26 protein-coding genes and 1 tRNA gene are annotated in these 22,586 nt (G+C 66.6%); 10 read left to right on the top strand and 17 right to left on the bottom strand.

What is annotated here, in order from left to right; all coding sequences use genetic code 11:
• Positions 1-118: 118 nt before the first annotated feature.
• Both ACVN9Z_RS15250 and ACVN9Z_RS15245 read right to left on the bottom strand, forming a co-directional pair.
• Positions 119-195 (bottom strand) — tRNA-Met (locus ACVN9Z_RS15250).
• Positions 196-215: 20 nt separating this feature from the next.
• Positions 216-596, bottom strand: coding sequence for a hypothetical protein (locus ACVN9Z_RS15245; RefSeq protein WP_070780742.1), 381 nt, complete (start codon positions 594-596; stop codon positions 216-218).
• Positions 597-765: 169 nt separating this feature from the next.
• Here ACVN9Z_RS15245 and ACVN9Z_RS15240 point away from each other — a divergent pair, with 169 nt between their 5' ends.
• Both ACVN9Z_RS15240 and ACVN9Z_RS15235 read left to right on the top strand, forming a co-directional pair.
• Positions 766-2,205, top strand: a complete 1,440-nt coding sequence (locus tag ACVN9Z_RS15240) for an aminotransferase-like domain-containing protein (RefSeq protein ID WP_006388381.1) — start codon at positions 766-768, stop codon at positions 2,203-2,205.
• Positions 2,202-2,771 (top strand): DedA family protein, encoded by a 570-nt coding sequence (locus tag ACVN9Z_RS15235; RefSeq protein ID WP_006388380.1) that lies wholly within the window; start codon positions 2,202-2,204, stop codon positions 2,769-2,771. The genes ACVN9Z_RS15240 and ACVN9Z_RS15235 overlap by 4 nt, the downstream gene beginning before the upstream one ends.
• Before the next feature lie 35 nt (positions 2,772-2,806).
• On the opposite strand, the gene ACVN9Z_RS15230 is transcribed toward ACVN9Z_RS15235, so the two are convergent.
• Both ACVN9Z_RS15230 and ACVN9Z_RS15225 read right to left on the bottom strand, forming a co-directional pair.
• Positions 2,807-3,061 carry a hypothetical protein gene (locus ACVN9Z_RS15230; RefSeq protein ID WP_020924519.1) on the bottom strand — a complete coding sequence of 85 codons (255 nt, stop codon included), beginning with the start codon at positions 3,059-3,061 and terminating at the stop codon, positions 2,807-2,809.
• A 214-nt stretch (positions 3,062-3,275) separates the two neighbouring features.
• Positions 3,276-3,521, bottom strand: coding sequence for a hypothetical protein (locus ACVN9Z_RS15225; RefSeq protein WP_006388378.1), 246 nt, complete (start codon positions 3,519-3,521; stop codon positions 3,276-3,278).
• A gap of 138 nt (positions 3,522-3,659) precedes the next feature.
• On the opposite strand from ACVN9Z_RS15225, the gene ACVN9Z_RS15220 reads away from it, so the two are divergent.
• The 5 genes from ACVN9Z_RS15220 to ACVN9Z_RS15200 all read left to right on the top strand — a co-directional run bounded on the left by ACVN9Z_RS15220 (position 3,660) and on the right by ACVN9Z_RS15200 (position 7,264).
• Positions 3,660-4,265: a hypothetical protein gene (locus ACVN9Z_RS15220; protein ID WP_006388377.1), complete on the top strand. Its 606-nt coding sequence runs from the start codon at positions 3,660-3,662 to the stop codon at positions 4,263-4,265.
• Positions 4,266-4,310: 45 nt separating this feature from the next.
• On the top strand, positions 4,311-4,769 hold the full coding sequence (locus tag ACVN9Z_RS15215) for an Lrp/AsnC family transcriptional regulator (RefSeq protein ID WP_026383132.1): 459 nt from the start codon (positions 4,311-4,313) through the stop codon (positions 4,767-4,769).
• Between the two features lie 125 nt (positions 4,770-4,894).
• Positions 4,895-5,206: a hypothetical protein gene (locus ACVN9Z_RS15210; RefSeq protein WP_006388375.1), complete on the top strand. Its 312-nt coding sequence runs from the start codon at positions 4,895-4,897 to the stop codon at positions 5,204-5,206.
• Between the two features lie 14 nt (positions 5,207-5,220).
• Entirely contained in the window at positions 5,221-6,201 is a 981-nt protein-coding gene (gene pdxA, locus ACVN9Z_RS15205; protein WP_024068227.1) for a 4-hydroxythreonine-4-phosphate dehydrogenase PdxA, read from the top strand.
• Positions 6,202-6,286: 85 nt separating this feature from the next.
• A complete protein-coding gene (locus ACVN9Z_RS15200) occupies positions 6,287-7,264 on the top strand; it encodes a bile acid:sodium symporter family protein (protein WP_006388373.1) in 978 nt (325 codons plus the stop codon).
• A 66-nt stretch (positions 7,265-7,330) separates the two neighbouring features.
• Here the strand turns inward: ACVN9Z_RS15200 and ACVN9Z_RS15195 are convergent, their stop codons facing one another.
• From ACVN9Z_RS15195 to ACVN9Z_RS15140, 12 genes are all read right to left on the bottom strand, one after another.
• A complete protein-coding gene (locus tag ACVN9Z_RS15195) occupies positions 7,331-8,713 on the bottom strand; it encodes a replicative DNA helicase (RefSeq protein ID WP_006388372.1) in 1,383 nt (460 codons plus the stop codon).
• The gene (locus tag ACVN9Z_RS15190) at positions 8,710-9,549 is read right to left on the bottom strand and encodes an RIO1 family regulatory kinase/ATPase domain-containing protein (RefSeq protein ID WP_006388371.1); all 840 of its coding nucleotides are present in this window, start codon (positions 9,547-9,549) and stop codon (positions 8,710-8,712) included. The genes ACVN9Z_RS15195 and ACVN9Z_RS15190 overlap by 4 nt, the downstream gene beginning before the upstream one ends.
• A gap of 146 nt (positions 9,550-9,695) precedes the next feature.
• Positions 9,696-10,151: a 50S ribosomal protein L9 gene (gene rplI, locus ACVN9Z_RS15185; RefSeq protein ID WP_020924523.1), complete on the bottom strand. Its 456-nt coding sequence runs from the start codon at positions 10,149-10,151 to the stop codon at positions 9,696-9,698.
• 14 nt (positions 10,152-10,165) lie between these two features.
• Positions 10,166-10,438 carry a 30S ribosomal protein S18 gene (rpsR, locus tag ACVN9Z_RS15180; RefSeq protein ID WP_006218308.1) on the bottom strand — a complete coding sequence of 91 codons (273 nt, stop codon included), beginning with the start codon at positions 10,436-10,438 and terminating at the stop codon, positions 10,166-10,168.
• Between the two features lie 105 nt (positions 10,439-10,543).
• Positions 10,544-10,867: a primosomal replication protein N gene (priB, locus tag ACVN9Z_RS15175; protein ID WP_006388369.1), complete on the bottom strand. Its 324-nt coding sequence runs from the start codon at positions 10,865-10,867 to the stop codon at positions 10,544-10,546.
• A 51-nt stretch (positions 10,868-10,918) separates the two neighbouring features.
• Complete coding sequence (gene rpsF, locus ACVN9Z_RS15170; protein WP_020924524.1) at positions 10,919-11,293, bottom strand: 30S ribosomal protein S6; 375 nt, start codon at positions 11,291-11,293, stop codon at positions 10,919-10,921.
• A gap of 234 nt (positions 11,294-11,527) precedes the next feature.
• Positions 11,528-12,442: a DUF817 domain-containing protein gene (locus ACVN9Z_RS15165; protein ID WP_053499617.1), complete on the bottom strand. Its 915-nt coding sequence runs from the start codon at positions 12,440-12,442 to the stop codon at positions 11,528-11,530.
• A 7-nt stretch (positions 12,443-12,449) separates the two neighbouring features.
• Positions 12,450-13,247: a GTP cyclohydrolase FolE2 gene (gene folE2, locus ACVN9Z_RS15160; protein WP_006388366.1), complete on the bottom strand. Its 798-nt coding sequence runs from the start codon at positions 13,245-13,247 to the stop codon at positions 12,450-12,452.
• Positions 13,248-13,437: 190 nt separating this feature from the next.
• Positions 13,438-15,300 (bottom strand): 1-deoxy-D-xylulose-5-phosphate synthase, encoded by a 1,863-nt coding sequence (dxs, locus tag ACVN9Z_RS15155; RefSeq protein WP_054472019.1) that lies wholly within the window; start codon positions 15,298-15,300, stop codon positions 13,438-13,440.
• A gap of 53 nt (positions 15,301-15,353) precedes the next feature.
• Positions 15,354-16,265, bottom strand: coding sequence for a polyprenyl synthetase family protein (locus tag ACVN9Z_RS15150; RefSeq protein ID WP_024068224.1), 912 nt, complete (start codon positions 16,263-16,265; stop codon positions 15,354-15,356).
• A gap of 7 nt (positions 16,266-16,272) precedes the next feature.
• Positions 16,273-16,539 carry an exodeoxyribonuclease VII small subunit gene (locus ACVN9Z_RS15145; RefSeq protein ID WP_006388363.1) on the bottom strand — a complete coding sequence of 89 codons (267 nt, stop codon included), beginning with the start codon at positions 16,537-16,539 and terminating at the stop codon, positions 16,273-16,275.
• Positions 16,540-16,621: 82 nt separating this feature from the next.
• Positions 16,622-17,476 carry an IclR family transcriptional regulator gene (locus ACVN9Z_RS15140; RefSeq protein ID WP_006388362.1) on the bottom strand — a complete coding sequence of 285 codons (855 nt, stop codon included), beginning with the start codon at positions 17,474-17,476 and terminating at the stop codon, positions 16,622-16,624.
• A 93-nt stretch (positions 17,477-17,569) separates the two neighbouring features.
• Here ACVN9Z_RS15140 and ACVN9Z_RS15135 point away from each other — a divergent pair, with 93 nt between their 5' ends.
• The 3 genes from ACVN9Z_RS15135 to ACVN9Z_RS15125 all read left to right on the top strand — a co-directional run bounded on the left by ACVN9Z_RS15135 (position 17,570) and on the right by ACVN9Z_RS15125 (position 21,346).
• On the top strand, positions 17,570-18,538 hold the full coding sequence (locus tag ACVN9Z_RS15135) for a Bug family tripartite tricarboxylate transporter substrate binding protein (protein WP_020924529.1): 969 nt from the start codon (positions 17,570-17,572) through the stop codon (positions 18,536-18,538).
• 217 nt (positions 18,539-18,755) lie between these two features.
• On the top strand, positions 18,756-19,766 hold the full coding sequence (locus ACVN9Z_RS15130) for an acyltransferase (RefSeq protein WP_024068222.1): 1,011 nt from the start codon (positions 18,756-18,758) through the stop codon (positions 19,764-19,766).
• Positions 19,767-20,197: 431 nt separating this feature from the next.
• Positions 20,198-21,346: an aromatic ring-hydroxylating oxygenase subunit alpha gene (locus ACVN9Z_RS15125; protein ID WP_024068221.1), complete on the top strand. Its 1,149-nt coding sequence runs from the start codon at positions 20,198-20,200 to the stop codon at positions 21,344-21,346.
• Between the two features lie 66 nt (positions 21,347-21,412).
• Here the strand turns inward: ACVN9Z_RS15125 and ACVN9Z_RS15120 are convergent, their stop codons facing one another.
• Complete coding sequence (locus ACVN9Z_RS15120) at positions 21,413-22,543, bottom strand: TIGR03364 family FAD-dependent oxidoreductase (protein WP_458212371.1); 1,131 nt, start codon at positions 22,541-22,543, stop codon at positions 21,413-21,415.
• Between the last annotated feature and the right edge of the window lie 43 nt (positions 22,544-22,586).

Here is a 22,586-nt window from a genome sequence, read left to right as displayed (position 1 = left end):
GGCTTGATGCAAGGCAAGCGAAGGACGAAAAAAAACCGCGACGCGTGTCACGGTTTTTTCGCAGCGCTGGCAGAGGCTTGGAACCTTGCCGCCGATGGCGCCGGGTACTGCTGGAAACTGGTTGCGGGGGCAGGATTTGAACCTACGACCTTCGGGTTATGAGCCCGACGAGCTGCCAGACTGCTCCACCCCGCGTCTGATGTGTGAATCATACATCATTTTGAAATCTTGTGCATTGCACCCAGGCGCGCCGGCGCGCAATTGCCCCGTCCCAGGTGCAAAAGGCGGGCCAGGACCGCCACGGCACGGGCCGCCATGCCCGGCGGATCCAGGCAGATCACCTGGGCCGATGTCACCGCGCTCAATGCCAGCCAGCCCCCTTCCGCCAGGCAATAGGTTTCGCCTGCATTCAACGGCGGCGACGGCGCCAAACGCGCGCCGGGCGGCAAATCGGGCCGGTATGACGGATCGATCGCGATCAGGCGGCCGCTGACGCAGACGACGGCGGCCCCGGCACGCAGGCGTACTTGCCGGCTGGCGCCGGCCGGCAGGTCGAAGCGTAGGGATTGCGGTTCGGGGGTGGAAAAAAGGGCCATGGTCATCTCCAATCTGACCCTCACAGGCTACGCGCGCCCTGCTTTGCGCAACAGCCACACAATCCGGCTTTCTGTACCGATGCAGTCTTCCGATTTTGGCCCTGTTATGGTGTACTTTGCGTGAATCTGTGCCTACCCTCAACCCAACCCAGGGGAGCATGATCGGCGCATGGACCCGCAACCGCTATATCTCCGCCTGGCGAACCACTACCGGCGCGCCATTCAGACCGGGGTCCTGGCCCCCGACCAGCGCATGCCTTCCGTGCGCACCCTGGTGCGCACCCACCACGTCAGCCTGTCGACCGCTTTGCAGGCCTGCCGGCTGCTGGAAGACGACGGCCTGATCGAGGCCCGGCCACGGTCCGGCTATTTCGTCCTCAAGCCACGCCGCAACAGCATTCCGCCGGTCAACGAACCCGACATCCGCCAGGCGCTGGGCGCCGCCCAGTACGTCGGCATCCACGACCGCGTGTCGGACTTCGTCGCCAAATGCGAGGCCCATCCCGTCAGCGCCAATTTCGCGCTGGCCGCGGCGGTGCCGGACGCCTATCCCATGGAAGACCTGAAGCAGGCCATGATCCGCGCGCTGCGGCAGGCGCCGCAGGTGCTGGTCAGCCCGGTGCCGCCGCAGGGCCACCCGGAACTGCGCACCGTGCTGGCGCGACGCGCCCTGGCCAACGGTATCAATGCCACCCCCGACGACGTCATCGTCACGCACGGCTGCATCGAAGCGCTGAACCTGGCGCTGCGCGCGGTGGCGCGCCCGGGCGATACCATCGCCGTCGAATCGCCGACCTACTTCGGGCTGCTGCAGATCCTCGAAAGCCTGGGCATGCGCGCGCTGGAAATTCCCACCAGCCCCCAGCACGGACTGTCGATCGAAGCGCTGGACCTTGCCTTCCAGACCCACGGCAACATCCGCGCGGTGGTGGTGGTGCCCAATTTCCAGAATCCGCTCGGCTGCGTCATGCCGGATGCCGAGAAGGCGCGGCTGGTGGCCTTGTGCGAACGCCAACAAGTGCCGTTGATCGAAGACGACACCTATGGCGCGCTGACCGACGACGACACCCCGCTGCCCGCCGCCAAGTCCTGGGACCCCACCGGCAACGTCATCTATTGCGCGTCGATGCACAAGACGCTGGCGCCCGGCATGCGATTGGGCTGGCTGCTGGGCGGCCGCTGGAAGGCCCGCATCGCGATGCTGAAATTCGCGCAAAGCCGGCCCAACGAGCCGCTGGCGCAGATGGCGGTCGCCGAGTACCTGGGCTCGCGCGCCTACGACCGGCACCTGGCGCGGCTGCGCCGGCTCCTGAAGACGCAGCGCGACCAGACCGCCGAAGTCATCGCCGCGCACTTCCCGCGCGGCACCCGCCTCAGCATGCCTACCGGCGGCATGCTGCTGTGGGTCGAAATGCCGGACGGCCGCTCCGGGCTGGAAGTGTTCGAAGCCGCCCTGCAGCAGGGCATCCGCGTGGCGCCCGGCGCCATGTTTTCCAACAGCGCGCGCTATAACCATTTCCTGCGCATCAGTTGTGGCCAGCGCCACACCCCCGAAATCGCGCGGGCGCTGGTGACCCTGGCGCGAATCGTGGGCGCGCGCCAGCCATGAATCCGCAGTTGCACCAGTTCATCGTCGACTATGGCCTGTGGGCGGTCTTCGGCGGCACCCTGCTCGAAGGGGAAAGCGTGGTGGTGCTGGCGGGTTTCCTGTCGCACCAGCGGCTGCTGCACCTGCCCTACGTGATGCTGTGCGCATTCGCGGGCTCGTTCCTGGCCGACCAGGCGCTGTTCTACCTTGGCAGGCGCTATCGCGAACATCGCTACGTGCGGCGCATCCGTGCGCAACCGGCCTTCGGCAAGGCCCTGGCCGCGGTCGACCGCTATCCGCACGGCTTCATCCTGGCGCTGCGCTTTCTCTACGGCCTGCGCACCGTGGGACCGGTGGCGCTAGGGGTCTCGCAGGTTCCGCCCATGCGCTTTCTCGCGCTCAACGCCCTTGCCGCCGCCATCTGGGCGCTGTGCTTCAGCCTGGTGGGCTATCTGTTCGGGCAGACCATCGAGTCCCTGCTCGGCCGCTTGCACGGCGTGGAAACCAAGCTGGCGGTGGCCGCCGTGATCGGCGCGGCAACCTGGCTGGTGTATTGGTGGTATGCGCGCCGCCGTCGGCGGCGCTAGGGCCCTATGCGCGGCGGCGCCAGGCGGATGCCGTGTCAGAAAACCAGCTTGCCGCTGGCGCGCATCACGTGGCGGCGGCGCGCCTTGCGATACAACGCGCCGATGAAGGGCAATAGGGCCAGCCGCCGCAGGACCGGATGGCGCTGGTCGAAGTCGTGCCAGGCCTTGAAGCCATGGCCCAGGCGCTCCCAGCTCTGGCGCGCCTCGGGAGAAAGTTTGCCGGGGTCGAAGGCCGCCAGCTTTGCCGCTTCCGAACCCCGGGCCGCCAGGCCACGGTTCCGGTGTTCCAATGGATACTGATTCCGCATGGGGCGGCATATTACCCGGCTTGCGTGACCCTTGCCGGCCTGCGTCAGGCGCCGTTCGTGGGCGACTCTGGCGCCGCCTTTGATCGCACTTTGCAAGCCGTTGTAAACAAAGGAAAAAGGCATCCTATGCCAGCGCTATCCCAAGGCTTGTCCACAGAAGTTGTGGGTAACTTCGGCGGGCCGTGAGACTGTGTGGCTACTTGAGCGCAGCGACGATCTGGTCGCGCACGCTCTCGAATCCGGCCACGTACTGCGGGTTTTCGGAACGGGCGAGCAGGCTGGAATAGTTTTGCTCCAGCTGGGCCTCGATCGCCTCGCGCAGTCCGGGCGAAGCCTTGGCCAGGTGCAGCATCGTCAACAACGCCGAATTGAGCGCATCGATGCGGCCGCCCTGGTGCGAGATGGTATGCACGATGACCGCGATTTGTTCCTGGGTGTCCATGGGTAAGCCTCCTGGATTGATGTCGGCGCAAATCCTAGCATGGGCGCGCGCGGCCACTGGGCAAGGCGCGCGCTGCGCGCTAGCATGAAGCGTAGCGCGGCGCGGCGACGGCGCGCCAAGGCAACCGGGAGCGTACCCATGAAGACGATCCACGACTACATGCCCCCCGACGCGGCGGCGCTGCGGCGGTTGCAGGAACGGTTGGGATACGGCGACGCCCAGATGGCCGAACTGGCCGGCCTGGACGATGCCGTGCCCTGGTCCAGCTATATCGGCGGCCCGCAACCGCGGGCATTGGGACAGCACCGGCTGCTGGCCATGGCCGCCCGCCTGGCCCTGGACGACCCGGCCTGGCAGGCGGTGCTGGCGGCCATGCGCGAGATCGGCGCGCGCTTCGACTATGACATCGCCCGGGCGCCGCTTGCGACGCCGACGCCGGCGCCGCCTCCCGCGCAGGAAAGCAAGTTCGGCATGCAGCTCGTCAGCGACCACGGCGCCTTCCACGAGATGGAGCAATTGCGGGAATTCGCGCACCATGCCCAGGCGTTCGGCGTCACCGACCTGGTGCGCGTGGCGCGCTACGACAGCGGCGCCGACCTCTGTCGTTTCACCCTGGTTCCGGCGCGGGAGCAGGATGCCGCGCGCCGCGACCGGGTCTTCGACGCGGCCTCCCGGACCATCACCCGCTTCGTCTTCGACGGCCGCGTCTACCGCGGCGGCATCCCGCCGGAATCCGACGGCTGACACATGCATTGACTTGCGCCGCGCCGCGCCTGTATGGTCGGGCGCATGAACGAACGCCTAGACGCCATCGACCGGCAGTTGCTCAGCCTGCTGCAGGCCAACGCCCGTGAACCCGCCGCCATCCTGGCGCGCAAGCTGGGGTTGGCGCGCACCACGGTGGTGGCGCGCATAGCCCGCCTGGAACGCGAGAACATCGTGGCAGGCTACGGGGTGCGCCTGGGGCGCTTGCTTGAAGAAGCCGCGGTGCGTGCGTATTGCTTCATCAGCGTGCTGCCCAAGACGCCGGCCGCGGTGATCCGCGAACTGGAGAAAATGCCCGAGGTCGAGGAAGTCTCGTCCGTCAGCGGCCCCTACGACTACCTGATTTTCCTGCGCTGCGAAACCCACGAACAACTGGACGCGCTGCTGGACCGCATTGGCCTGATCGATGGCGTCAAGCAGACGCAGACCTCGATCGTCCTGAGCCGCAAGGTCGATCGGCGCAGCGCTGTGGGCGCGCCCTAGCGGCGCGCTGACCGGGCCGCCGGCAGCCGCCACGCGATGCCGGCCTTTCTCTGTATTGTGTATCCCGGGGACAGCGGGAGCGGCATAATGTTGTAATGTGAATTGTCGCCTTTTACGGATTCCCCATGTTCGCACGCCTTGCCCTCGCCTCCGCCTTGCTCGCCCTGCTGACCGCCTGTTCCAGCATGAGCGAAGTAACGCCCACCGGCAAGAACAGCTACAGCGTCACCTACAGTTCCGGCACGCAATTGCTGACCTGGGTCGAAATCAAGAACCAGGCGCTGCAACGCGCCGACCAGTATTGCCAGTCGATCGGACGCAAGCTGCAGAAGCCGGCCATCACCTCGAACCACGCGACGGGCCTGGGCTCCAAGCGCGCCACCGTCACGTTCGAATGCGGCGAGGTCCCGCCGCCCAAGAGCGCGCCGCAGCAATAAGCCGGGAACGCATCGTGAAGACGCCCCCGCCCGTCGGCATCACCATGGGGGATGCCGCCGGCATCGGCCCCGAAATCGTCGTCAAGGCCTGCGCCCAGGGCTTGAATGCCTCCTGCGTGGTGTATGGGGACGCCGGCGCCTTGCGCCGCGCCGCCAGCGCGCTGGGCGCGCGCCTGGAGATCACCGAGATCGCGCGGGCCGGGCAGGCCAGCGGCGACGCCGGCCGCATCGAGGTGGTGAACTGCAGCCCCGCCCTGCCGCCCGACCTGCCCTATGGCCGGATCAGCGCCGCCGCCGGCCGCGCGGCCTATGACTATGTCTGCGCCGCCATCGACGACGCCCGGGCCGGCCACATCCGCGCCATCGTCACCGCGCCGTTGAACAAGAAATCGATGCACGAGGCCGGCATCGATTATCCCGGCCACACCGAGATCCTGGCCGAACGCTCCGGCACCGATGATTTCGCCATGATGCTGGCCAACGACGAGTTGCGCGTGCTGCTGGTGACCATCCATGTGGCGCTGGCCGACGTCATGGCGCGCATCACTCCCGAGGCCGAACTCACCGCCATGCGCCTGGCCGACCGCGCCTGCCGCCAGATGGGCATCGCGCGCCCGCGGGTCGCGGTCGCCGGGCTGAATCCGCATGCCGGCGAAGGCGGCAAGTTCGGGCGCGAAGACATCGACATCATCGAGCCTGCCATCCGCCGCGCGCGCGACGAGGGCATCGACGCCAGCGGCCCGTGGCCCGGCGACACCATCTTCATGCGGGCGCGCCGCGGCGAGTTCGACATCGTGGTGGCCCAGTACCACGACCAGGGCCTGATCCCGGTCAAGTACCTGGGCCTGGATCATGGCGTCAATGTCACGGTGGGCCTGCCGTTCGTGCGCACCAGCGTCGACCACGGCACCGCCTTCGACATCGCCGGCAAGGGGGTCGCCGACCAGGCCTCGCTGATCGCCGCGTTCGACCTGGCCCTGGCCATGACGCCCTGACCGTCCAAGCCCCCGCGTCTACAATACGCCCCGATTCCGGCGCCCGTCGCGCGCCGCCGCCGCTTTTCCTCCCCTCCCTATCTCCATGTCACGCCTTGCCCGCCTCCTGCCCGACCGCTTCACCCTCTACCTGATCTGCACCGTCATCATCGCCAGCATCGTGCCCGCCCACGGAAAGGGCGTGGTGGTGTTCGGCTGGATCACCAACATCGCGGTCGGCCTGCTGTTCTTCCTGCACGGCGCGCGCCTGTCGCGCGAGGCCATCATCGCCGGCCTGACCCACTGGAAGCTGCATCTCACGATTTTCTCGGCCACGTTCCTCATGTTCCCGCTGCTGGGCCTGGCGCTCAAGCCGGTGCTGGAACCGCTGGTCACCCCCGAGCTCTATCTCGGCATCCTGTTCCTGTGCTGCCTGCCGGCCACCGTGCAGTCGGCCATCGCCTTCACCTCGATGGCGCGCGGCAACGTGCCGGCGGCGGTCTGCAGCGCCTCGGCCTCGAGCCTGCTGGGGATTTTCCTGACGCCGCTGCTGGTGGGCACCGTGGTCGCCAACGCCGGCAGCGCGCCGATCTCGTTCGATGCGGTCGGCAAGATCATGTTGCAGCTGCTGCTACCGTTCGTGCTGGGGCAGTTCGCCCGCCGCTGGATCGGCGCCTGGGTGCACAAGCGCAAGGCGATGCTGAAGTTCGTCGACCAGGGTTCGATCCTGCTGGTGGTCTATACCGCGTTCTCCGAAGCCATCAACGAGGGCCTGTGGAGTTCCACGCCGATCCCGGCGCTGCTGGGCCTGGTGGTGTGCTGCGCCGTCATCCTGGCGCTGGCGCTGGGCCTGTCGGCGCTGGCCGGCAAGATGTTCGGCTTCAACCTGCCCGACCGCATCACGCTGCTGTTCTGCGGCTCCAAGAAGAGCCTGGCCAGCGGCATTCCCATGGCCCAGGTGCTGTTCGCCGGCCATGCGGTGGGCGCCATCGTGCTGCCGCTGATGCTGTTCCACCAGATCCAGCTGATGGTCTGCGGCGTGCTGGCCGCGCGCTACGGCAAGCGCCCCGAAACGGACGAGTGAATCGCCACGCCCGCATGAAAAAACCGCGCTCGGGCGCGGTTTTTTTTGGGGCTGGGCGCCGGGCGCTCAGTACATGTCGCGGGGCTGCGCGCCGGAGAAGTTCAGGAAGCGCGTGCTCGAACCCTGGAAGGTCAGGCGCACCGTGCCGATCGGGCCGTTACGCTGCTTGCCGATGATGATCTCGGCGGTGCCCTTGTCCGGCGAATCGGGGTTGTAGACTTCGTCGCGGTAGATGAACAGGATCACGTCCGCGTCCTGTTCGATGGCGCCCGATTCGCGCAGGTCGCTCATCACGGGGCGCTTGTTGGGACGCTGTTCCAGGCTTCGGTTCAGCTGCGACAGCGCGATCAGCGGACAGTTCAGTTCCTTGGCCAGGCCCTTGAGCGAACGGCTGATTTCCGACACCTCGGTGGCGCGGTTCTCGCCCGAACCGTTGCCCGACATCAGCTGCAGGTAGTCGATGATGATCAGGCCGAGCTGGCCGCACTGGCGCGCCAGCCGGCGCGCGCGGGCGCGCACTTCCATCGGGCTGAGCGCGGGCGATTCATCGATGTAGACCTGCGCGTCCTGCATCAATTGCACCGCGTGGGTCACGCGCGGCCAGTCCTCGGCGATCAGTTTGCCAGTCCGCATGCGGTGCTGGTCGAGCAGGCCGACCGAACCCAGCATACGCATGGCCAGCTGCACCGCGCCCATTTCCATCGAGAATACCGCCACCGGCAGGCCCTCTTCGATGGCCACGTGTTCGCCGATGTTCATCGAGAACGAGGTCTTGCCCATGGACGGGCGGCCGGCCACGATGATCAGGTCGCCGCCCTGCATGCCCGAGGTCATCTTGTCGAGATCGGTGAAACCGGTGGGCACGCCGGTCACATCAGAAGTGCTTTCGCGGTGATAGAGCTCGTCGATGCGTTCGACCACCTGCGTGAGCAGCGGCTGGATTTCCTGGAAGCCGGCGGCGCCGCGCGCGCCTTCCTGGGCAATCTGGAACACCTTGGACTCGGCCTCGTCCAGCAGTTGGCGCGCTTCCTTGCCCTGCGGATTCATGGCGGCCGAGGAGATCTCGTCGGCGATCGACACCAGCTTGCGCAGCATGGCGCGCTCGCGCACGATTTCGCCATAGCGGCGGATGTTGGCGGCCGACGGCGTGTTGTGCGCCAGCGCGTTCAGGTAGGCCAGGCCGCCGGCGTCCTCGGCCTTGCCCGCGCTGACCAGCGATTCATGCACCGTGATGACGTCGGCCGGACGCGCCAGGCCGATCAGGCGGGCGATGTGGTGCCAGATCAGCCGGTGGTCGTGGCGGTAGAAGTCCTCTTCGACCAGCACGTCGGCAATACGGTCCCAGGCTGCGTTGTCCAGCAGCAGGCCACCCAGCACCGACTGCTCCGCCTCGATCGAATGGGGAGGAACGCGCAGGTATTCGAGCTGGGAATCGGCAGGTGTGTTCATGGCTTCAATAGTAACGGCTGCAGGATATCCGCGACGCGGAAGAAACCCTGCACATCGCGCGACGGCAACCGGCCCAGGAGCGGGCGCAACGGCGTGGCGATGAAGGAAAGCACCCGGGTCAGGCGGCGCAGGCGCGCCTTGACCTCGGGATCGGGATTGCACTCGAAATAGACTTCCAGCGCCAGTTTACCCAGGGTGCGGCCGACCTCGTCGGGCAACTTGCGCAACGATGCCAGCGACGCCAGCATCTGGAACAGATCATAGGCTTGCGCCAGTGGCCGCGACAGCGTCGAACCGATGTTTTCCTCGAAGTCGATGCGCCACAATTCGCCATCCTGCAAGGTGATGTTGCGGATCTGGGCGCCGCCATGCCACAGCCCACGGGCGTGGAAGGCGGCCAGGTCGGTCGCGGCCGCCCGCGTCAGCCACAGGCGCGAGGTGGTGTCTTCGTTGCGGATCAGGTCGGCCAGGTCGTCGCCGACGAACTCCAGCACCAGCAGCCCCTCTTCCTGCCACCAGACCTCGGGCACGCGGCAGCCGGCCTGCAGCAATTGCTTCAGGCGCCGGGCCTCGTGCTCCAGGCCGTTGCGCAACAGGATGCCGGGCCGCGGGAATTCGCCCAGGAACAGCTTGCACCCCAGCCCAAGGAACAACGCGCGCGCATAGCGCAACACGTAGCTCACGCCGCTCGCCAGTCCCGGGCGCCGGCGCTTGACGATGCAGCGCACCCCATCGATGGTCGCATCGCGCACCGACGGCTCGCGCTCGGCGTCCAGGCTGTCGAGCCAGGCTCGCAATCCGGCGGGGGCGTTGTGGTGGACGGGCGGCTGGGTCAAGAGGTCCTCGAAGGAAACGGCGTGGGAGACAAGCGTGCAGCCCGCAAGACTACACGCAAATGGCGGCGGGTACCGCGACGGAACACAAGCCGCAAAGAAAAAAAGCCGGCGCGCGGGCCGGCTTTTTTTCTACCGCGGGGCGAGGCTTACGACAGTTCGCCTTCGACCAGCACCGTGACGTCGACGACGACGTCGGCGTGCAGGGCGACCTGGATCGGGAACTCGCCGATGGCCTTGAGCTGGCCGTTGGGCATGCGCACCTGGGCCTTTTCGATGCCTTCGAAACCGGCCTTCTTCAGACCTTCGGCGATGTCGGCGTTGGTGACCGAGCCGAACAGACGGCCGTCGACGCCAGCCTTCTGGACGATCTTCAGCTGGTAGCCGTTGACGCGCTCGCCCAGGGCCTGGGCGGCGGCCAGCTTCTCGGCCTGGATCTTTTCCAGTTCGGCGCGGCGGGCTTCGAATTCCTTCAGGGCGGCGTCGGTTGCGCGACGGGCCTTCTTCTGGGGAATCAGGAAGTTGCGGGCGTAGCCATCACGCACGCGGACGACTTCGCCGAGGTTACCCAGGTTGACGACTTTTTCGAGCAGAATAACTTGCATTTCAGTGCCCCGGATTAGTTGTGGTTGTCGGTGTAAGGCAACAGGGCCAGGAAGCGCGCGCGCTTGATGGCGGTGTCCAGCTGGCGCTGGTAGATTGCCTTGGTGCCGGTCAGACGAGCCGGGATGATCTTGCCGTTTTCTTGCACGAAGTCGCGCAGGGTGTCCAGATCCTTGTAGTCGATCTCTTCGACGCCAGCGGCGGTGAAGCGGCAGAACTTACGACGCTTGAAGAGCGGGTTCTGCTGCGTGAATTTGCGTTTTTCCTTGCGTTTTCCGAAGAAAGCCATGATATGTGCCTTATGTTTGAGAGGACCGGGTCTGCCTTGATCGGGCCCGACTCCCCGTAACCTATCCGTATTCAGAAGGCGCTCTCGCGCCCGTTGCCCTTCCCGTCAAGCCACCAGCGGATCGCGTCCTGCGCTGCCGCTGATCCTGCGCGCCTGCTGCAGATGCAGCTTGAACTTCACGGAGTCCTTGCGCACCGGGGCCAGAAACCCCTGCACCTGCAATTCGGACCCCAGCGCCGTTCCTTGCAACAGCAACGCCAGATCGCCCAGTGCCACGGCCGAGATCGTCAGTTCGACACGGCGCGGATGGCCGGCTTCGATGACCTCGGATTCGTGCGCCAGCACCATTTCCAGGGCTGGCAGACCGGCGGGAGTGTGGCGCAAAGGCTCGCATTCGAGAACGCGGGCGCTGAGTTCCAGCTTGTTCATCCTGCCAGGCACCAAGGGGACTTCATGGGATGGGCTCTGCCTGAGCCCTGCTTACTCGGCCTGAGCCGCGACAGCTTCCGCCGAAGCCTTGCGGGCTTCTTCGCGCTCGACCGACTTCATCATGATCGAGGGAGCGGTCTGGGCCTTCTTGGTCTTGATGACCAGGTGGCGCAGCACGGCGTCGTTGTAGCGGAACGAGTGTTCCAGCTCATCCAGCGTGGCTTGGCCGCACTCGATGTTCAGGCAGACGTAGTGAGCCTTGACGAGCTTCTGGATCGGGTAGGCCAGTTGACGGCGGCCCCAGTCTTCCAGGCGGTGCACCGAGCCGCCTTGGCCCGTGACCAGCGCTTGGTAACGCTCGACCATGGCGGGCACTTGCTCGCTTTGGTCGGGGTGAACGATAAACACCACTTCGTAGTGACGCATGAGTAAAACTCCTTGAGGATGTCTTGCCTGCCGTCCGCCCGACACCGTCATCAGTCCGCGCGCACATCGTGTTCGCGATCCGTTCCGGCTTTCCAGTGCTTTCTCTATCACTGGTCTTTTTCTTCGAGGCGTATGGCTTGCAAGGGGCAGCCCGCTACCCAAAAAACATGGGCGGTCGAGCAAGAAAGCTCTCGATTATCGCCGATCGGGCCACGGGGCGCAAGCCAGCGGCGCTCAGGAAATCGGGGACGCGTTATCCGGTCCCACGGGATGCGGCGCAGCCGCCACACCGATCGGCTGCGGCCGGCTGACCAGGCTGACCATCACGTAGCTGATGATCATGAGCAGGAACCACGAGCCCAGCTTGGCAATGGATACCAGTTCCCAGCCCTGCGACTGGTTGGGATAGCGCCAGGCGTTGGCGAAGGTGCCGATGTTCTCGGCGAACCAGATGAACAGCGCCACCAGCACGAAACCCAGCAGCAACGGCATGCGGCGGTAGTCGCGCCAGATGCGGAAATAGACCCAGGTGCGGGCGAACAGCAGCGCCGTCAGGCCGAACAGCGCCAGCCGGAAATCCACGATGAAATGATGGGCGAAGAAATTCACGTAGATCAGTACCGACAGCGCCAAGGTCGCGGCCAGCGGCGGATGGGCGCGGAAGCGGAAGTCGAACAGGCGCCAGACCCGCGCCAGGTAGCTGCCGACCGCGGCGTACATGAAGCCGGTGAAGAGCGGCACGCCGCCGATGCGCAGCACGCTGGCCTCGGGGTAGATCCAGGAGCCAGCCGCTGTCTTGAACAGTTCCATGCCGGTGCCGACCACATGGAACATCAGGATGACCTTGGCCTCGCTCCAGGTTTCCATGCGCAGGGCCAGCAGCGCCGCCTGGATCGCCAGGGCCGCCAGTGTCAGGAAATCGTAGCGCGCCAGCCAGGCGTCCTTGGGATACCACCAGTGCGTGCCCAGCAGCAGCGCGCACATCAGGCCGCCGAACAGGCAGGCCCAGGCCTGCTTCACGCCGAAGCGGAAGAACTCGTAGAAGGCGACGCCCAAACGACCGCGGCCGGCCAGATGATCGGCCAGCCGCGCTTCCCACCCCTGCAGTCTCGCGATGAGCGGCCAGTCATTGGCCGCCGGATGCCGCACGGAGGGCTCAGCCTTCCACCACGGCGTAGGCCGAGTGGTTGTGGATCGATTCGAAGTTCTCGGCCTCGACGCGGTAGCGCGCGATGCCGGGATGCGCGTTCAGGCGGGCCGCCACGTCGCGCACCAGGTCCTCGACGAACTTGGGGTTGTCGTAGGCGCGTTCGGTGACGTACTTCTCGTCGGGGCGCTTGAGCAGGCCCCAGAGCTCACACGAGCCTTCGTCTTCGATCAGGCGGATGACGCCGTCCATGCTGATGTCGGATTCCAGGATGGCCGAGACCGTCACGTGCGAGCGCTGGTTGTGCGCGCCGTATTCGGAGATGGCCTTGGAACACGGGCACAGGCTGGTCACCGGCACCTGCACCACCAGCTCGAACTCGACCTGGTCGCCCTGGGCGCGGGCGATCCACTGCACTTCGTAGTCCAGCAGGCTCTGCACGCCGGAGATCGGCGCCGACTTGTTGATGAAGTACGGGAAAGCCGCAGTGATGTCGCCGCGCTCGGCATGCAGCAGCGGTAGCATGTCGGCCGCCATGGCGCGGAACAGCGTCGGCGTCATGGGAGTGCTGCGGTACTTTTCCAGCAGCGCCACGAAGCGGGACATGTGCGTCCCTTTTTCTTCGGGGGGCAGCGCCACCGTCAGGGTCCAGTTGGCCACGGTGCCCTGGGGCGAACCGTCGGCGTTCTCGATGAGCATGGGGTGGCGCACGCCACGGATGCCCACGCGCTGGATCGGGATGTGCCGCGTGTCCGTCGAGCTCTGGACGTCGGGCATCACGATGGCGGGGTCGATCGGAGAATTCATTTCGGCTTACCTGTCTGGGCGACGAGCGTGGCGTAAACACGCAGACCCAGGAATCTTTAAGAGGGGGCCATTATCGCCCAAAGTGCCGCCAGCGCCAGGGAAAACCCTTTCATTCGTAGGCTGTCGGGGCCGGAACACACTGTTTCGCCACACGGACCAAACCACCGGGCCGGTCCGTGGGTGCGCGCAATCAGGCCAGCAGCGCGGCGTAGCGCGTCCGGATCGATTGCTCGATGCCCGCGGCATCCAGGCCGATTCCGGCCAGCAGCGCCAACTGATCGCCGTGGTCGATGAATTCGTCGGGGAAGCCCAGTTGCAGCACCGGAATCGAGACGCCTTCGGCGGCCAGCACCTCCAGCACCGCGCTGCCAGCGCCGCCCATGATCGCGGCGTCCTCGATCGTCACCAGCGCGTCGTGGCGGCTGGCCAGGTCGAGGATCAGCGCGCGGTCGATCGGCTTGACGAAGCGCATGTCGGCCACGGTGGCGTCCAGCTTTTCGGCCACCGCCAGCGCCGGCTGCAGCAGCGTGCCGAAGCCAAGAATGGCGATCTTGCGGCCTTCGCGCCGCACCACGCCGCGGCCCAGCTCCACCGTATCCAGGCCGGCCGTTTCCGGCGCGCCGCAGCCCGCGCCGCGCGGATAGCGCACCGAGGCCGGGCCGGGATACTGATAACAGGTGGACAGCAGCAGGCGGGTTTCGTTTTCGTCCGAGGGCGTGGCCACCACCATGTTTGGCACGCAGCGCAGGAAGGCGGTGTCGTAGTTGCCGGCGTGGGTGGCGCCGTCGGCGCCGACGATGCCGGCGCGGTCGAGCGCGAAGGTGACGTCCAGGTTCTGTAGCGCCACGTCGTGGATCAACTGGTCGTAACCGCGTTGCAGGAAGGTCGAATAGATCGCCAGCACCGGCTTCTGCGCTTCGCAGGCCACGCCGGCGGCGAACGTCACGGCGTGCTGCTCGGCGATGCCGACGTCGAAGTAGCGTTGCGGGAAGCGCTTTTCGAATTCGACCAGGCCGCTGCCTTCGCGCATGGCGGGCGTGACAGCCACCAGGCGCGGATCCTGCTGGCCCATGTCGCAGAGCCAGTCGCTGAACACCTGGGTGAAGGTGCGCTTGCCGGGCGCCTTGGATTGCTGGATGCCGACGGCGGGATCGAACTTGCCCGGGCCGTGGTACAGCACCGGGTCGGCCTCGGCCAGCTTGTAGCCCTGCCCTTTCTTGGTGACCACGTGCAGGAACTGCAGCCCTTGCAGCGCCTTCAGGTTCTGCAGCGTCGGCACCAGCGCATCGAGGTCGTGGCCGTCGATCGGGCCGACGTAGTTGAAGCCGAATTCCTCGAACAGCGTGGCCGGCGTGACCATGCCCTTGGCATGTTCCTCGAAGCGGCGCGCCAGCTCCAGCACCGGCGGCACGTGTTGCAGCACGGCGCGGCCGACGTTCTTGGCGGCGGCGTAGAAGCGTCCGGACATCAGGCGCGCCAGGTAGCGGTTCAGCGCCCCCACCGGCGGCGAGATCGACATGTCGTTGTCGTTCAGGATCACCAGCAGGTTGATGTCGGCGGTGACGCCGGCATTGTTCATGGCCTCGAAGGCCATGCCGGCGGACATCGCGCCGTCGCCGATCACGGCGATGTGCTGGCGCTGCACGCCGGCGTTGCGCGAGGCCACCGCCATGCCCAGCGCGGCCGAGATCGAAGTGGACGAATGCGCGGTGCCGAAGGCGTCGTACTCGGATTCGCTGCGCTTGGGAAAGCCCGAAATGCCGCCCACCTGGCGCAGCTTGGCCATGCCGGCGCGGCGTCCGGTGAGGATCTTGTGCGGGTAGGATTGGTGGCCCACGTCCCAGACGATGCGGTCATGCGGCGTGTCGAAGACCTGGTGCAGCGCCAGCGTCAGTTCCACCGTGCCCAGGTTCGACGACAGGTGGCCGCCGGTCTTGGAGACCGACTCCAGCACGAAGCCGCGCAACTCGTCGGCCAGCCGCTTGAGCTCGCGACGATCCAGGCGCTTGAGGTCTGCCGGGGATTGGATGCGGTCCAGTAATTCTGTCGTCATGCTTGTATGGGGTTCGTATGCCCGGCCTGCGGCCAGCCCGGACGGGTCACGGTTCAGCGATCTCGAAGGACGATGAAATCGGCCAGTTCGGCCAGGCGCGAACCGGCATCGCCCAACGGCTCGAGCGCGGCCAGCGCGGCTTCGCGCAGCTCGCCGGCAAAGGCGCGGGCCTCGTCCAGGCCCAGCAGCGAAACGTAGGTCGGCTTGTTTTCGGCAGCGTCCTTGCCCGGCGTCTTGCCCAGGCTGGTGGAATCGGCGGTCACGTCGAGGATGTCATCCACCACCTGGAACGCCAGCCCCATGGCCTGCGCATAGACGTCCAGCGCCTGGCGCGAAGCCGAGCTGGCGCCGGCGACGATGCCGCCCAGCGCCACGCTGCAGGCCAGCATGGCGCCGGTCTTCATGCTGTGCATCAGTTGCAGGTCGTCGCGCGACAGCGAACGGCCGACGCTGAACAGGTCGATGGCCTGGCCGCCGGCCATGCCCTGGCTGCCCGCGGCGCGCGCCAGCGACTGCGTGGCCTGCACGATCAGCGCCGGGGCGATCGGCATGGAGGCCAGCAATTCGAAGGCCAGCGGCTGCAGCGCGTCGCCAGCCAGCATGGCGGTGGCTTCGTCGAACTGCACGTGGGTGGTGGGACGGCCGCGGCGCAGGACGTCGTCGTCCATGCAGGGCAGGTCGTCGTGCACCAGCGAATAGGCGTGGATCAGTTCCACCGCCGCGGCGGCGCGGTCCAGCGAGGCCTCGACGGCCAGCACGCTGCCGCTGACCGGGCAGGCCTGGCCGGCGGCGTAGACCAGCGCGGCGCGCACCCGCTTGCCGCCGCCGAGCACGGCGTAGCGCATGGCTTCATGCAGGCGGGCGGGCACGGCGTCGGCGGGCGGCAGGAGGTCGTCGAGCACGTCTTCGACATGCCGCACGCGGCCCTGCAGCCACTCCGGGAAAGCGAGTTGTATTTGCTTCATCCGATTCTTATTCGTCATCCAGCGCCGCCGGATCCAGCGGGCGCAGCAGGTCGCCCTCGAGGACCTTGACCTGCTGTTCGGCCTGGGCCAGGCGGTCCTGGCAGACGCGCGTCAACGCCACGCCGCGACGGTACGCGGCCAGCGATTGCTCGAGCGGCAGCGAACCGTCTTCCATGGCCGCGACCAGCGATTCGAGTTCGGCCAGGGCCGTTTCGAAATCCTGGGGCAAGGGACGGTCGTCGGTCTGCGGATCGGCTTGTGCGGGTTTGGCCAAACGGGTCTCCGAGGGCGCTAGGGGTGGATCAATCCGTGAATTGTACGAGATACCAAGGACACGTCCCGATGCGCCCGCGGTCTCAGGCGCAAGCCCCCGCCAACCCCGCGATCGCGGCTCGCAGCGCCGGCGCCACATGGGTGCGCAGGCCGGCTTCGGGCAACAAGCCTTCCGGCCCGCCGCAGCTCATGACGAACACCCCCTCGCCCGTTATCGACACGAAGGGCACGGCGACGGCGTTGATGCCGGACTGCCACTCGCCGATCGCGAAGCAGCAGCCGGTGTCGCGCAGTTCGGCGCGGGCGCGCTCGATGGCGGCAGGCGCCGGCGCCGCCGGCCCCAGCCGTTCCAGCACGTCGGCACAGGCGGCCGCCGGCAGGCTGGCGAGATAGGCGCGGCCCATGGCGCTGTCGAGGCTGGCGCGGTAGCCGACCGGCAGCCGCAGATACAGGGCGGACGAACCGTGGATGGCCTCGACGTAGGTCATGGCGTCGCCGTCGAACGCCCCCAGCGCCACCGCGCCGCCAGTCTCGCGCGCCAGATCGGTCATCGAGGCCTTGGCCAACTCGCGCACCTCCAGTCCGGCCAGCAGGCCGAAACCCAGCGCCAGCACGCCGTAGCCGGGCGAGTACTTGCCGGTATCGGGGTGATAGCGCAGGTAGCCCAGTTCGGTGAGGGTGTAGGTAATACGGCTGATGGTGGGCTTGGGCAGGCCGGTCAGGCGGGCCAGATCCAGGTTGCCCAGCGCCGCCACGCCGGGCCGGAAACAGCGCAGCACCTCCAGCCCGCGCGCCAGCGCGGTGATGAAATCCGGTGATACCGGCCCCTCGCCCACGGCCCCCGCCCGCTTGCGGCGCGCCGGCGCGCTCAATTCAAGCTTCTGGTCGGGCTTGGCGGCGGGATGGGGAATGCGCTTGGGGTCAGAAAAAGATTGCATTTCTATTCGCTTCGTTTTTATAGTTTATTTCGAATAACAAAACTAAATTCCAATATTCGGAATTTAACACACACGCGATTTCAAGGGGAAAACATGATTCGCAAGCGCTACCCATTCCTGGCGGGTTTACTGCTCAGCGTCGCCGCGCTGGGCGCCCAGGCCGATTCCTATCCGTCGCGTCCGATCAAGGTCGTGTCGCCGTTCCCGGCAGGCGGCGCCACCGACGTACTGACCCGGGTGCTGGCCGAGCGCATGGCCAAGACGCTGGGACAGCCCATGATCGTCGAGAACAAGGCGGGCGCCGGCACCTCGATCGGCGCCGCCTTCGTGGCGCGCGAGACGCCGGACGGCTACACCATCCTGATGGCCACCAACTCCACCCTGGTGACCAACCGCTACCTGTATAAGGAACTGCCCTACGATCCCGACGGTTTCGCCCCGATCGGCATGGTCGGGGTGGGCCCACTGGTGCTGCTGTCCAGCCCCAAGCGACCGTTCAACAGCACGGCGGACGTGGTCGCGTACGCCAAGCAGAACCCGGGCAAGCTGACCTTCGCCACCTTCGGCGCCGGCACCTCGTCGCACCTGGCGGGCGAACTGTTCAAGGAACGCGCCGGCATCGACATCCTGCACGTGCCGTTCAAGGGCGCGACCCAGGCCCTGCCGGCGCTGATCAGCGGCGACGTCGACCTGTTCTTCGACATGGTCGCCACCGGCATGCCGCAGGCCGAGGCCGGCAAGGTCAAGGTGTTCGCCATCACCAGCCCCAACCGCCTGGCCACCGAATCGAAACTGCCGACCCTGGCCGAGCAGGGCTACGCGGGCTTCGACATGACCGCCTGGTTCAGCTTCGTGGCGCCCAAGGGCACGCCGGCCCCGGTGCTGGAAAAGCTGCAGGCGGCCCTGGCAGATACGCTCAAGGACGAAGCCGTGAAAAAGCGCATGCTGGAGATGGGCATCGACCCGCGTTCCGGCAGCCCGTCGGAACTGGCCCGGCAGATCAGGAACGAGCAGCCCATCGTGTCGCAGCTGATCAAGCAGGCCAATATCGTCCTGCAATGACGGCCACCGCCGTTTCGTGACAAAACGTTCACCGACCCGCAACGTCCGCGAACCTGCGCCCAGGGCGCCCCTAGACCGACAGCGCCCGCGCGGCCCTGTCGGTTTTTCATGCGCAACCTAACCCCTGGATACAGTACCCGCGCCGCCCCGGCTGCTAAGGTGAAAAGCGAGGACGGCCGCCGCGCCCTCCCCCGCCTCACTTGTCTCCGGGAGTCCGATGCCTTTGACCGATGACCGCTACGCCCGACTGGATGCCGCCCGCTGGCTTGCCGCCGCGGCGGTGGTGCTGCTGCACAGCGCCGCCCTGATCGTCAGCGAACCGGCGGCGTTCGGCAATGGCGCCTGGCTGGCCGCCAATCTCTACGATTCGGCGGCGCGCTGGTGCGTGCCGGTGTTCGTGATGGTCAGCGGCGCCCTGCTGCTCGATCCCGACAAACCGCAGGACGCGCGCCGCTTCTACAGCAAGCGGGCGACGCGGATCCTGACGCCGCTGGTGTTCTGGAGCCTGTTCTACCTGGCCTGGCGCACCGGCCTGGACTGGTGGGACGACGGCCACGTCGATTTCTCCTTCTGGCCGCGCAAGGTCGCCCAAGGGGAACCCTACTACCACCTCTGGTATCTCTACATGATCGTGGGGCTGTACCTGTTCGCGCCGCTGGTGCGGCTGCTGTATGCGCGCAGCAGCCCGCGCTCGCGCTCGCTGTGGGTGGTGGGCATCCTGGGCCTGGCCATCCTCGATGCGCTCTATCGCCGCGCCCTCGGCGCGCAACCCGGTTTCTTCCTGACCTGGTTCCTGCCCTACCTGGGCTATTTCGTCGCCGGGCGCCAGATCTTCGACGGCGAGTTGCGCGTGCCACGGCCGGCGCTGGTGCTGGCCGCGAGCGTGGCGGCCACGGCCCTGGGCGTGTACACCATGTCCAGCAACCGAACGTTGAACACCTATTTCTACGACTACTTCAGCCTGACCGTGCCGTTCATGTCGCTGGCGGCATTCCAGTTCATCGTCTCGTCGCCGCGACTGCCACGATTGGCGTCGCTGGCTCCCCTGACCTTCGGGGTCTACCTGATCCATCCGGTGTTCCTGGATGTGGCGCACCGGGCCGGCGCCATCAGCGGCGCGCGCCGCGACGCCTGGGTCGTGCCCCTGTTGACCCTGGCGGTGTTCGCCTTGTCCGCCGCCAGCAGCTGGTTGCTGCGGCGCCATCCCGCCACCCGCAGGCTGGTCTGAAAAACCTACGATGTGCAAGGTTATTCAGGTTTTGCGCGCGGTCAAACCAGCGCGGCCGGATCTTCACTAAGCTTCACCGATCTTCACGGGCGTGGGGAAAAGGGTTGGGGTACAATTGACGGCTTACTTGATCGGCCAGACACCGATTTTTCTTCGCGCCAGAACGGATTTAGCCACCCCTCTTGCATACCGCGATTGCAAAACACGACAGCGCGCAAACGCGCAATAGTGAAGCAGCAGTGGTGAAGCAACAGCGACGCAACAATGTCGCAACAGCGGCAGGGGATGTGACGAAGCTCAAGCCGTCCTGGCTTTTTAACGCCGGGCCGCCCCAGAAAGAGGCCCCCATTTGAGGGCAGGTCAGCCCAGCTGGTACGTAGTACACAGTGGGCGCGGCGTTGGGGGAAATATTCATCCGAGCGGAGGGAATCATGACCGACATCGGTCGGATGGCACATGTTGTGCCAGCTCGCACCCAGCTACCCGTCAGTGCTTATTTTGACGAAGCCCTCTTTGCCCGCGAGCAAGAACTCATTTTCAAGCAATCCTCGCTGTACGTCGGCCACCAGAAGCTGGTGCCCGAGGTCGGGGATTGGCGCACCTTGGCCCAGGAAAATGGAGGGCGCGTGCTGGTTCGCAACCAGCAGGGCGTTGAACTCATCTCAAATGTCTGCCGCCACCGCCAGGCATTGATGCTGGGCGGCCAGGCCGGCGACGTCACCGGCCACTGCAATTCGCACGGCAGCCTCAAGGCCACCGGCGGCAACATCGTCTGCCCGCTGCACCGCTGGACCTACAACAACCAGGGCGAGCTGCTGGGCGCGCCGCAGTTCGAGACCACGCCGTGCATGAACCTGCAGAAGTTCCGGCTGCGTGATTGCCATGGCCTGCTGTTCGAAGGCCCGCGCGACCCGGCCGCCGACATGGCGCCGCTGTTCGCGCGGCCCGAGTTCGACTTCGGCGATTACGTGCTGGACCACGTCGAAGTGCACCAGTGCAACTACAACTGGAAGACCTTCATCGAGGTGTACCTGGAGGACTACCACGTCGGCCCGTTCCACCCCGGCCTGGGCCGCTTCGTCACGTGCGACGACCTGACCTGGGAGTTCAACGACTGGTACAGCCTGCAGAAGGTCGGCGTGCACAACGCGCTGGCCCAGCCGGGTTCGGACGTCTACAAGCAATGGCACGATCGCCTGCTGTCGTTCCGCGACGGCGACGCGCCCGATTTCGGCGCGGTCTGGGTCACGTATTTCCCGACCCACATGATCGAGCTGTATCCGCACGTGCTGGTGCTGTCGACGCTGTATCCAAAGAGCCCGCAGGAAACCGTCAACGTGGTCGAGTTCTACTACCCCGAGGAAATCGCCGCCTTCGAGCGCGAGTTCGTCGAGGCGCAGCGCGCGGCCTACATGGAAACGGCGATCGAGGACGACGAGATCGCCGAGCGCATGGACGCCGGCCGCAAGGCCCTGATGTTGCGCGGCGTGAACGAGACCGGTCCCTACCAGTCGCCGATGGAAGACGGCATGCAGCACTTCCACGAATGGTACCGCCGCATCATGCAGGAGCGGCTCTGAGGACACGCTCCGCCAACGCAAAAGGGCTCGCGATCGCGAGCCCTTTCTTTTTGCCGGGGCGGCAGTTCAGCGGCCGAGGGCGGCGGCGACCGTGCGCTCCCCGATCGCCAGCCCGACCGTCATGCCCACGCCCGAGTGCATCACCGCGACCGTGGTGGCGGCGTCCACCGGCATCACCGAGAACGGCGCCGGCCCATGCGTGCCATAGACGCCCTGCCAGCGCTCCAGCACCCGCAGCCGCGCCCCCAGCGCCTGCGACGCCAGGTCCAGCATGGCGTTGTCGATGGCCTCGTCGTTGAACGGGAAGGCATCCTGGCCGTAGCGGTGCGAATCGCCGATGATCAGTTCGCCATAGGGCGTGGGGCTGATCAGCAGGTGGATGCCGTTTTCCAGCAGCATCGGCGTGCGCGCCTGGATCTGCTCGCGCAGCGCCAACGCCGACGGCAGGTCCGAGAAGGCGCCGTAGTGCACGCAGGACAGGCCAGTGAGCAGCGGGCGGTCCAGCGCCATGGGACTCGTCTCGAAAGCCGCGCGCAACATTTGCAGGCGCGTCACTTCCAGGTTCAGCGGCGCGAACCGTTCGGGCAGCAGCGTCAGATAGTCGTGGCCGGGGCAGACGAAGACGTGCGCACCGGTGAAGTCGCCCGCGGTGGTCGCGACCTGCCCTTGCTCGACGGCGCGCGCCAGGGTGCCGGTGACGAATTCGACGCCCAGCGATTCGGCCAGGTAGCGCGTGATGGCCGGCAAGGCCTCGCGCGAATAGATCTGCAGGTCGTCCAGCCCACGCAGCGCGGCGCAGTGGTGCGCCAGCTGGCCGTCATACAGCTTTGCCACCTCACGGCCCGACAGCAGCTCGGCGCGATAGCCTTCCTGTTGCAGGCGGGTCCGGGCGAATTCGTCCAGCACGTCGGCCTCGCCGGCGTCGCGCGCCAGCACCAGCGCGCCGTTGGCGCGCACATGGAAGCCGGCCTGGGATGCCAGGTCCAGCCACAGCTCGCGCGCCTGCTGGGCGTGCGACAGCATCATGCCGGGGGCCTGGCCGGTGACGATCACCTGGCCGAAATTGCGGATGGTGGCGCCATGCGCCTGGCGGCTGCGTTCGATCACGGCCACCGACAGGCCGCGCTTGGCGGCGGCCCAGGCATGGGCGATGCCGAGCATGCCGGCGCCGACCACGACTACGTCGAATTTTTTCATTTGGAGAATGAGGCAGAAAGGTTGCGCGGGAAGCGCCCGCCCG

Source organism: Achromobacter sp. KK8, from assembly GCF_054188005.1.
The sequence above is the reverse complement of the archived record's forward strand: the minus strand, read 5'-3'. Positions and strand labels throughout refer to the sequence as shown.

Coding starts and splice junctions, on each gene's coding strand:
- ACVN9Z_RS15225 (WP_006388378.1), bottom strand. CDS start 3,521: ATGGACACCCAGGAACAAATCGCGGTCATCGTGCATACCATCTCGCAC.
- ACVN9Z_RS15135 (WP_020924529.1), top strand. CDS start 17,570: ATGATTCGCAAGCGCTACCCATTCCTGGCGGGTTTACTGCTCAGCGTC.
- ACVN9Z_RS15150 (WP_024068224.1), bottom strand. CDS start 16,265: ATGAAGCAAATACAACTCGCTTTCCCGGAGTGGCTGCAGGGCCGCGTG.
- ACVN9Z_RS15120 (WP_458212371.1), bottom strand. CDS start 22,543: ATGAAAAAATTCGACGTAGTCGTGGTCGGCGCCGGCATGCTCGGCATC.
- ACVN9Z_RS15140 (WP_006388362.1), bottom strand. CDS start 17,476: ATGCAATCTTTTTCTGACCCCAAGCGCATTCCCCATCCCGCCGCCAAG.
- ACVN9Z_RS15210 (WP_006388375.1), top strand. CDS start 4,895: ATGTTCGCACGCCTTGCCCTCGCCTCCGCCTTGCTCGCCCTGCTGACC.
- ACVN9Z_RS15235 (WP_006388380.1), top strand. CDS start 2,202: ATGAATCCGCAGTTGCACCAGTTCATCGTCGACTATGGCCTGTGGGCG.
- ACVN9Z_RS15220 (WP_006388377.1), top strand. CDS start 3,660: ATGAAGACGATCCACGACTACATGCCCCCCGACGCGGCGGCGCTGCGG.
- folE2 (WP_006388366.1), bottom strand. CDS start 13,247: ATGAATTCTCCGATCGACCCCGCCATCGTGATGCCCGACGTCCAGAGC.
- ACVN9Z_RS15195 (WP_006388372.1), bottom strand. CDS start 8,713: ATGAACACACCTGCCGATTCCCAGCTCGAATACCTGCGCGTTCCTCCC.
- priB (WP_006388369.1), bottom strand. CDS start 10,867: ATGAACAAGCTGGAACTCAGCGCCCGCGTTCTCGAATGCGAGCCTTTG.
- rpsF (WP_020924524.1), bottom strand. CDS start 11,293: ATGCGTCACTACGAAGTGGTGTTTATCGTTCACCCCGACCAAAGCGAG.
- ACVN9Z_RS15245 (WP_070780742.1), bottom strand. CDS start 596: ATGGCCCTTTTTTCCACCCCCGAACCGCAATCCCTACGCTTCGACCTG.
- ACVN9Z_RS15215 (WP_026383132.1), top strand. CDS start 4,311: ATGAACGAACGCCTAGACGCCATCGACCGGCAGTTGCTCAGCCTGCTG.
- ACVN9Z_RS15125 (WP_024068221.1), top strand. CDS start 20,198: ATGACCGACATCGGTCGGATGGCACATGTTGTGCCAGCTCGCACCCAG.
- ACVN9Z_RS15130 (WP_024068222.1), top strand. CDS start 18,756: ATGCCTTTGACCGATGACCGCTACGCCCGACTGGATGCCGCCCGCTGG.
- rplI (WP_020924523.1), bottom strand. CDS start 10,151: ATGCAAGTTATTCTGCTCGAAAAAGTCGTCAACCTGGGTAACCTCGGC.
- rpsR (WP_006218308.1), bottom strand. CDS start 10,438: ATGGCTTTCTTCGGAAAACGCAAGGAAAAACGCAAATTCACGCAGCAG.
- dxs (WP_054472019.1), bottom strand. CDS start 15,300: ATGACGACAGAATTACTGGACCGCATCCAATCCCCGGCAGACCTCAAG.
- ACVN9Z_RS15240 (WP_006388381.1), top strand. CDS start 766: ATGGACCCGCAACCGCTATATCTCCGCCTGGCGAACCACTACCGGCGC.
- ACVN9Z_RS15200 (WP_006388373.1), top strand. CDS start 6,287: ATGTCACGCCTTGCCCGCCTCCTGCCCGACCGCTTCACCCTCTACCTG.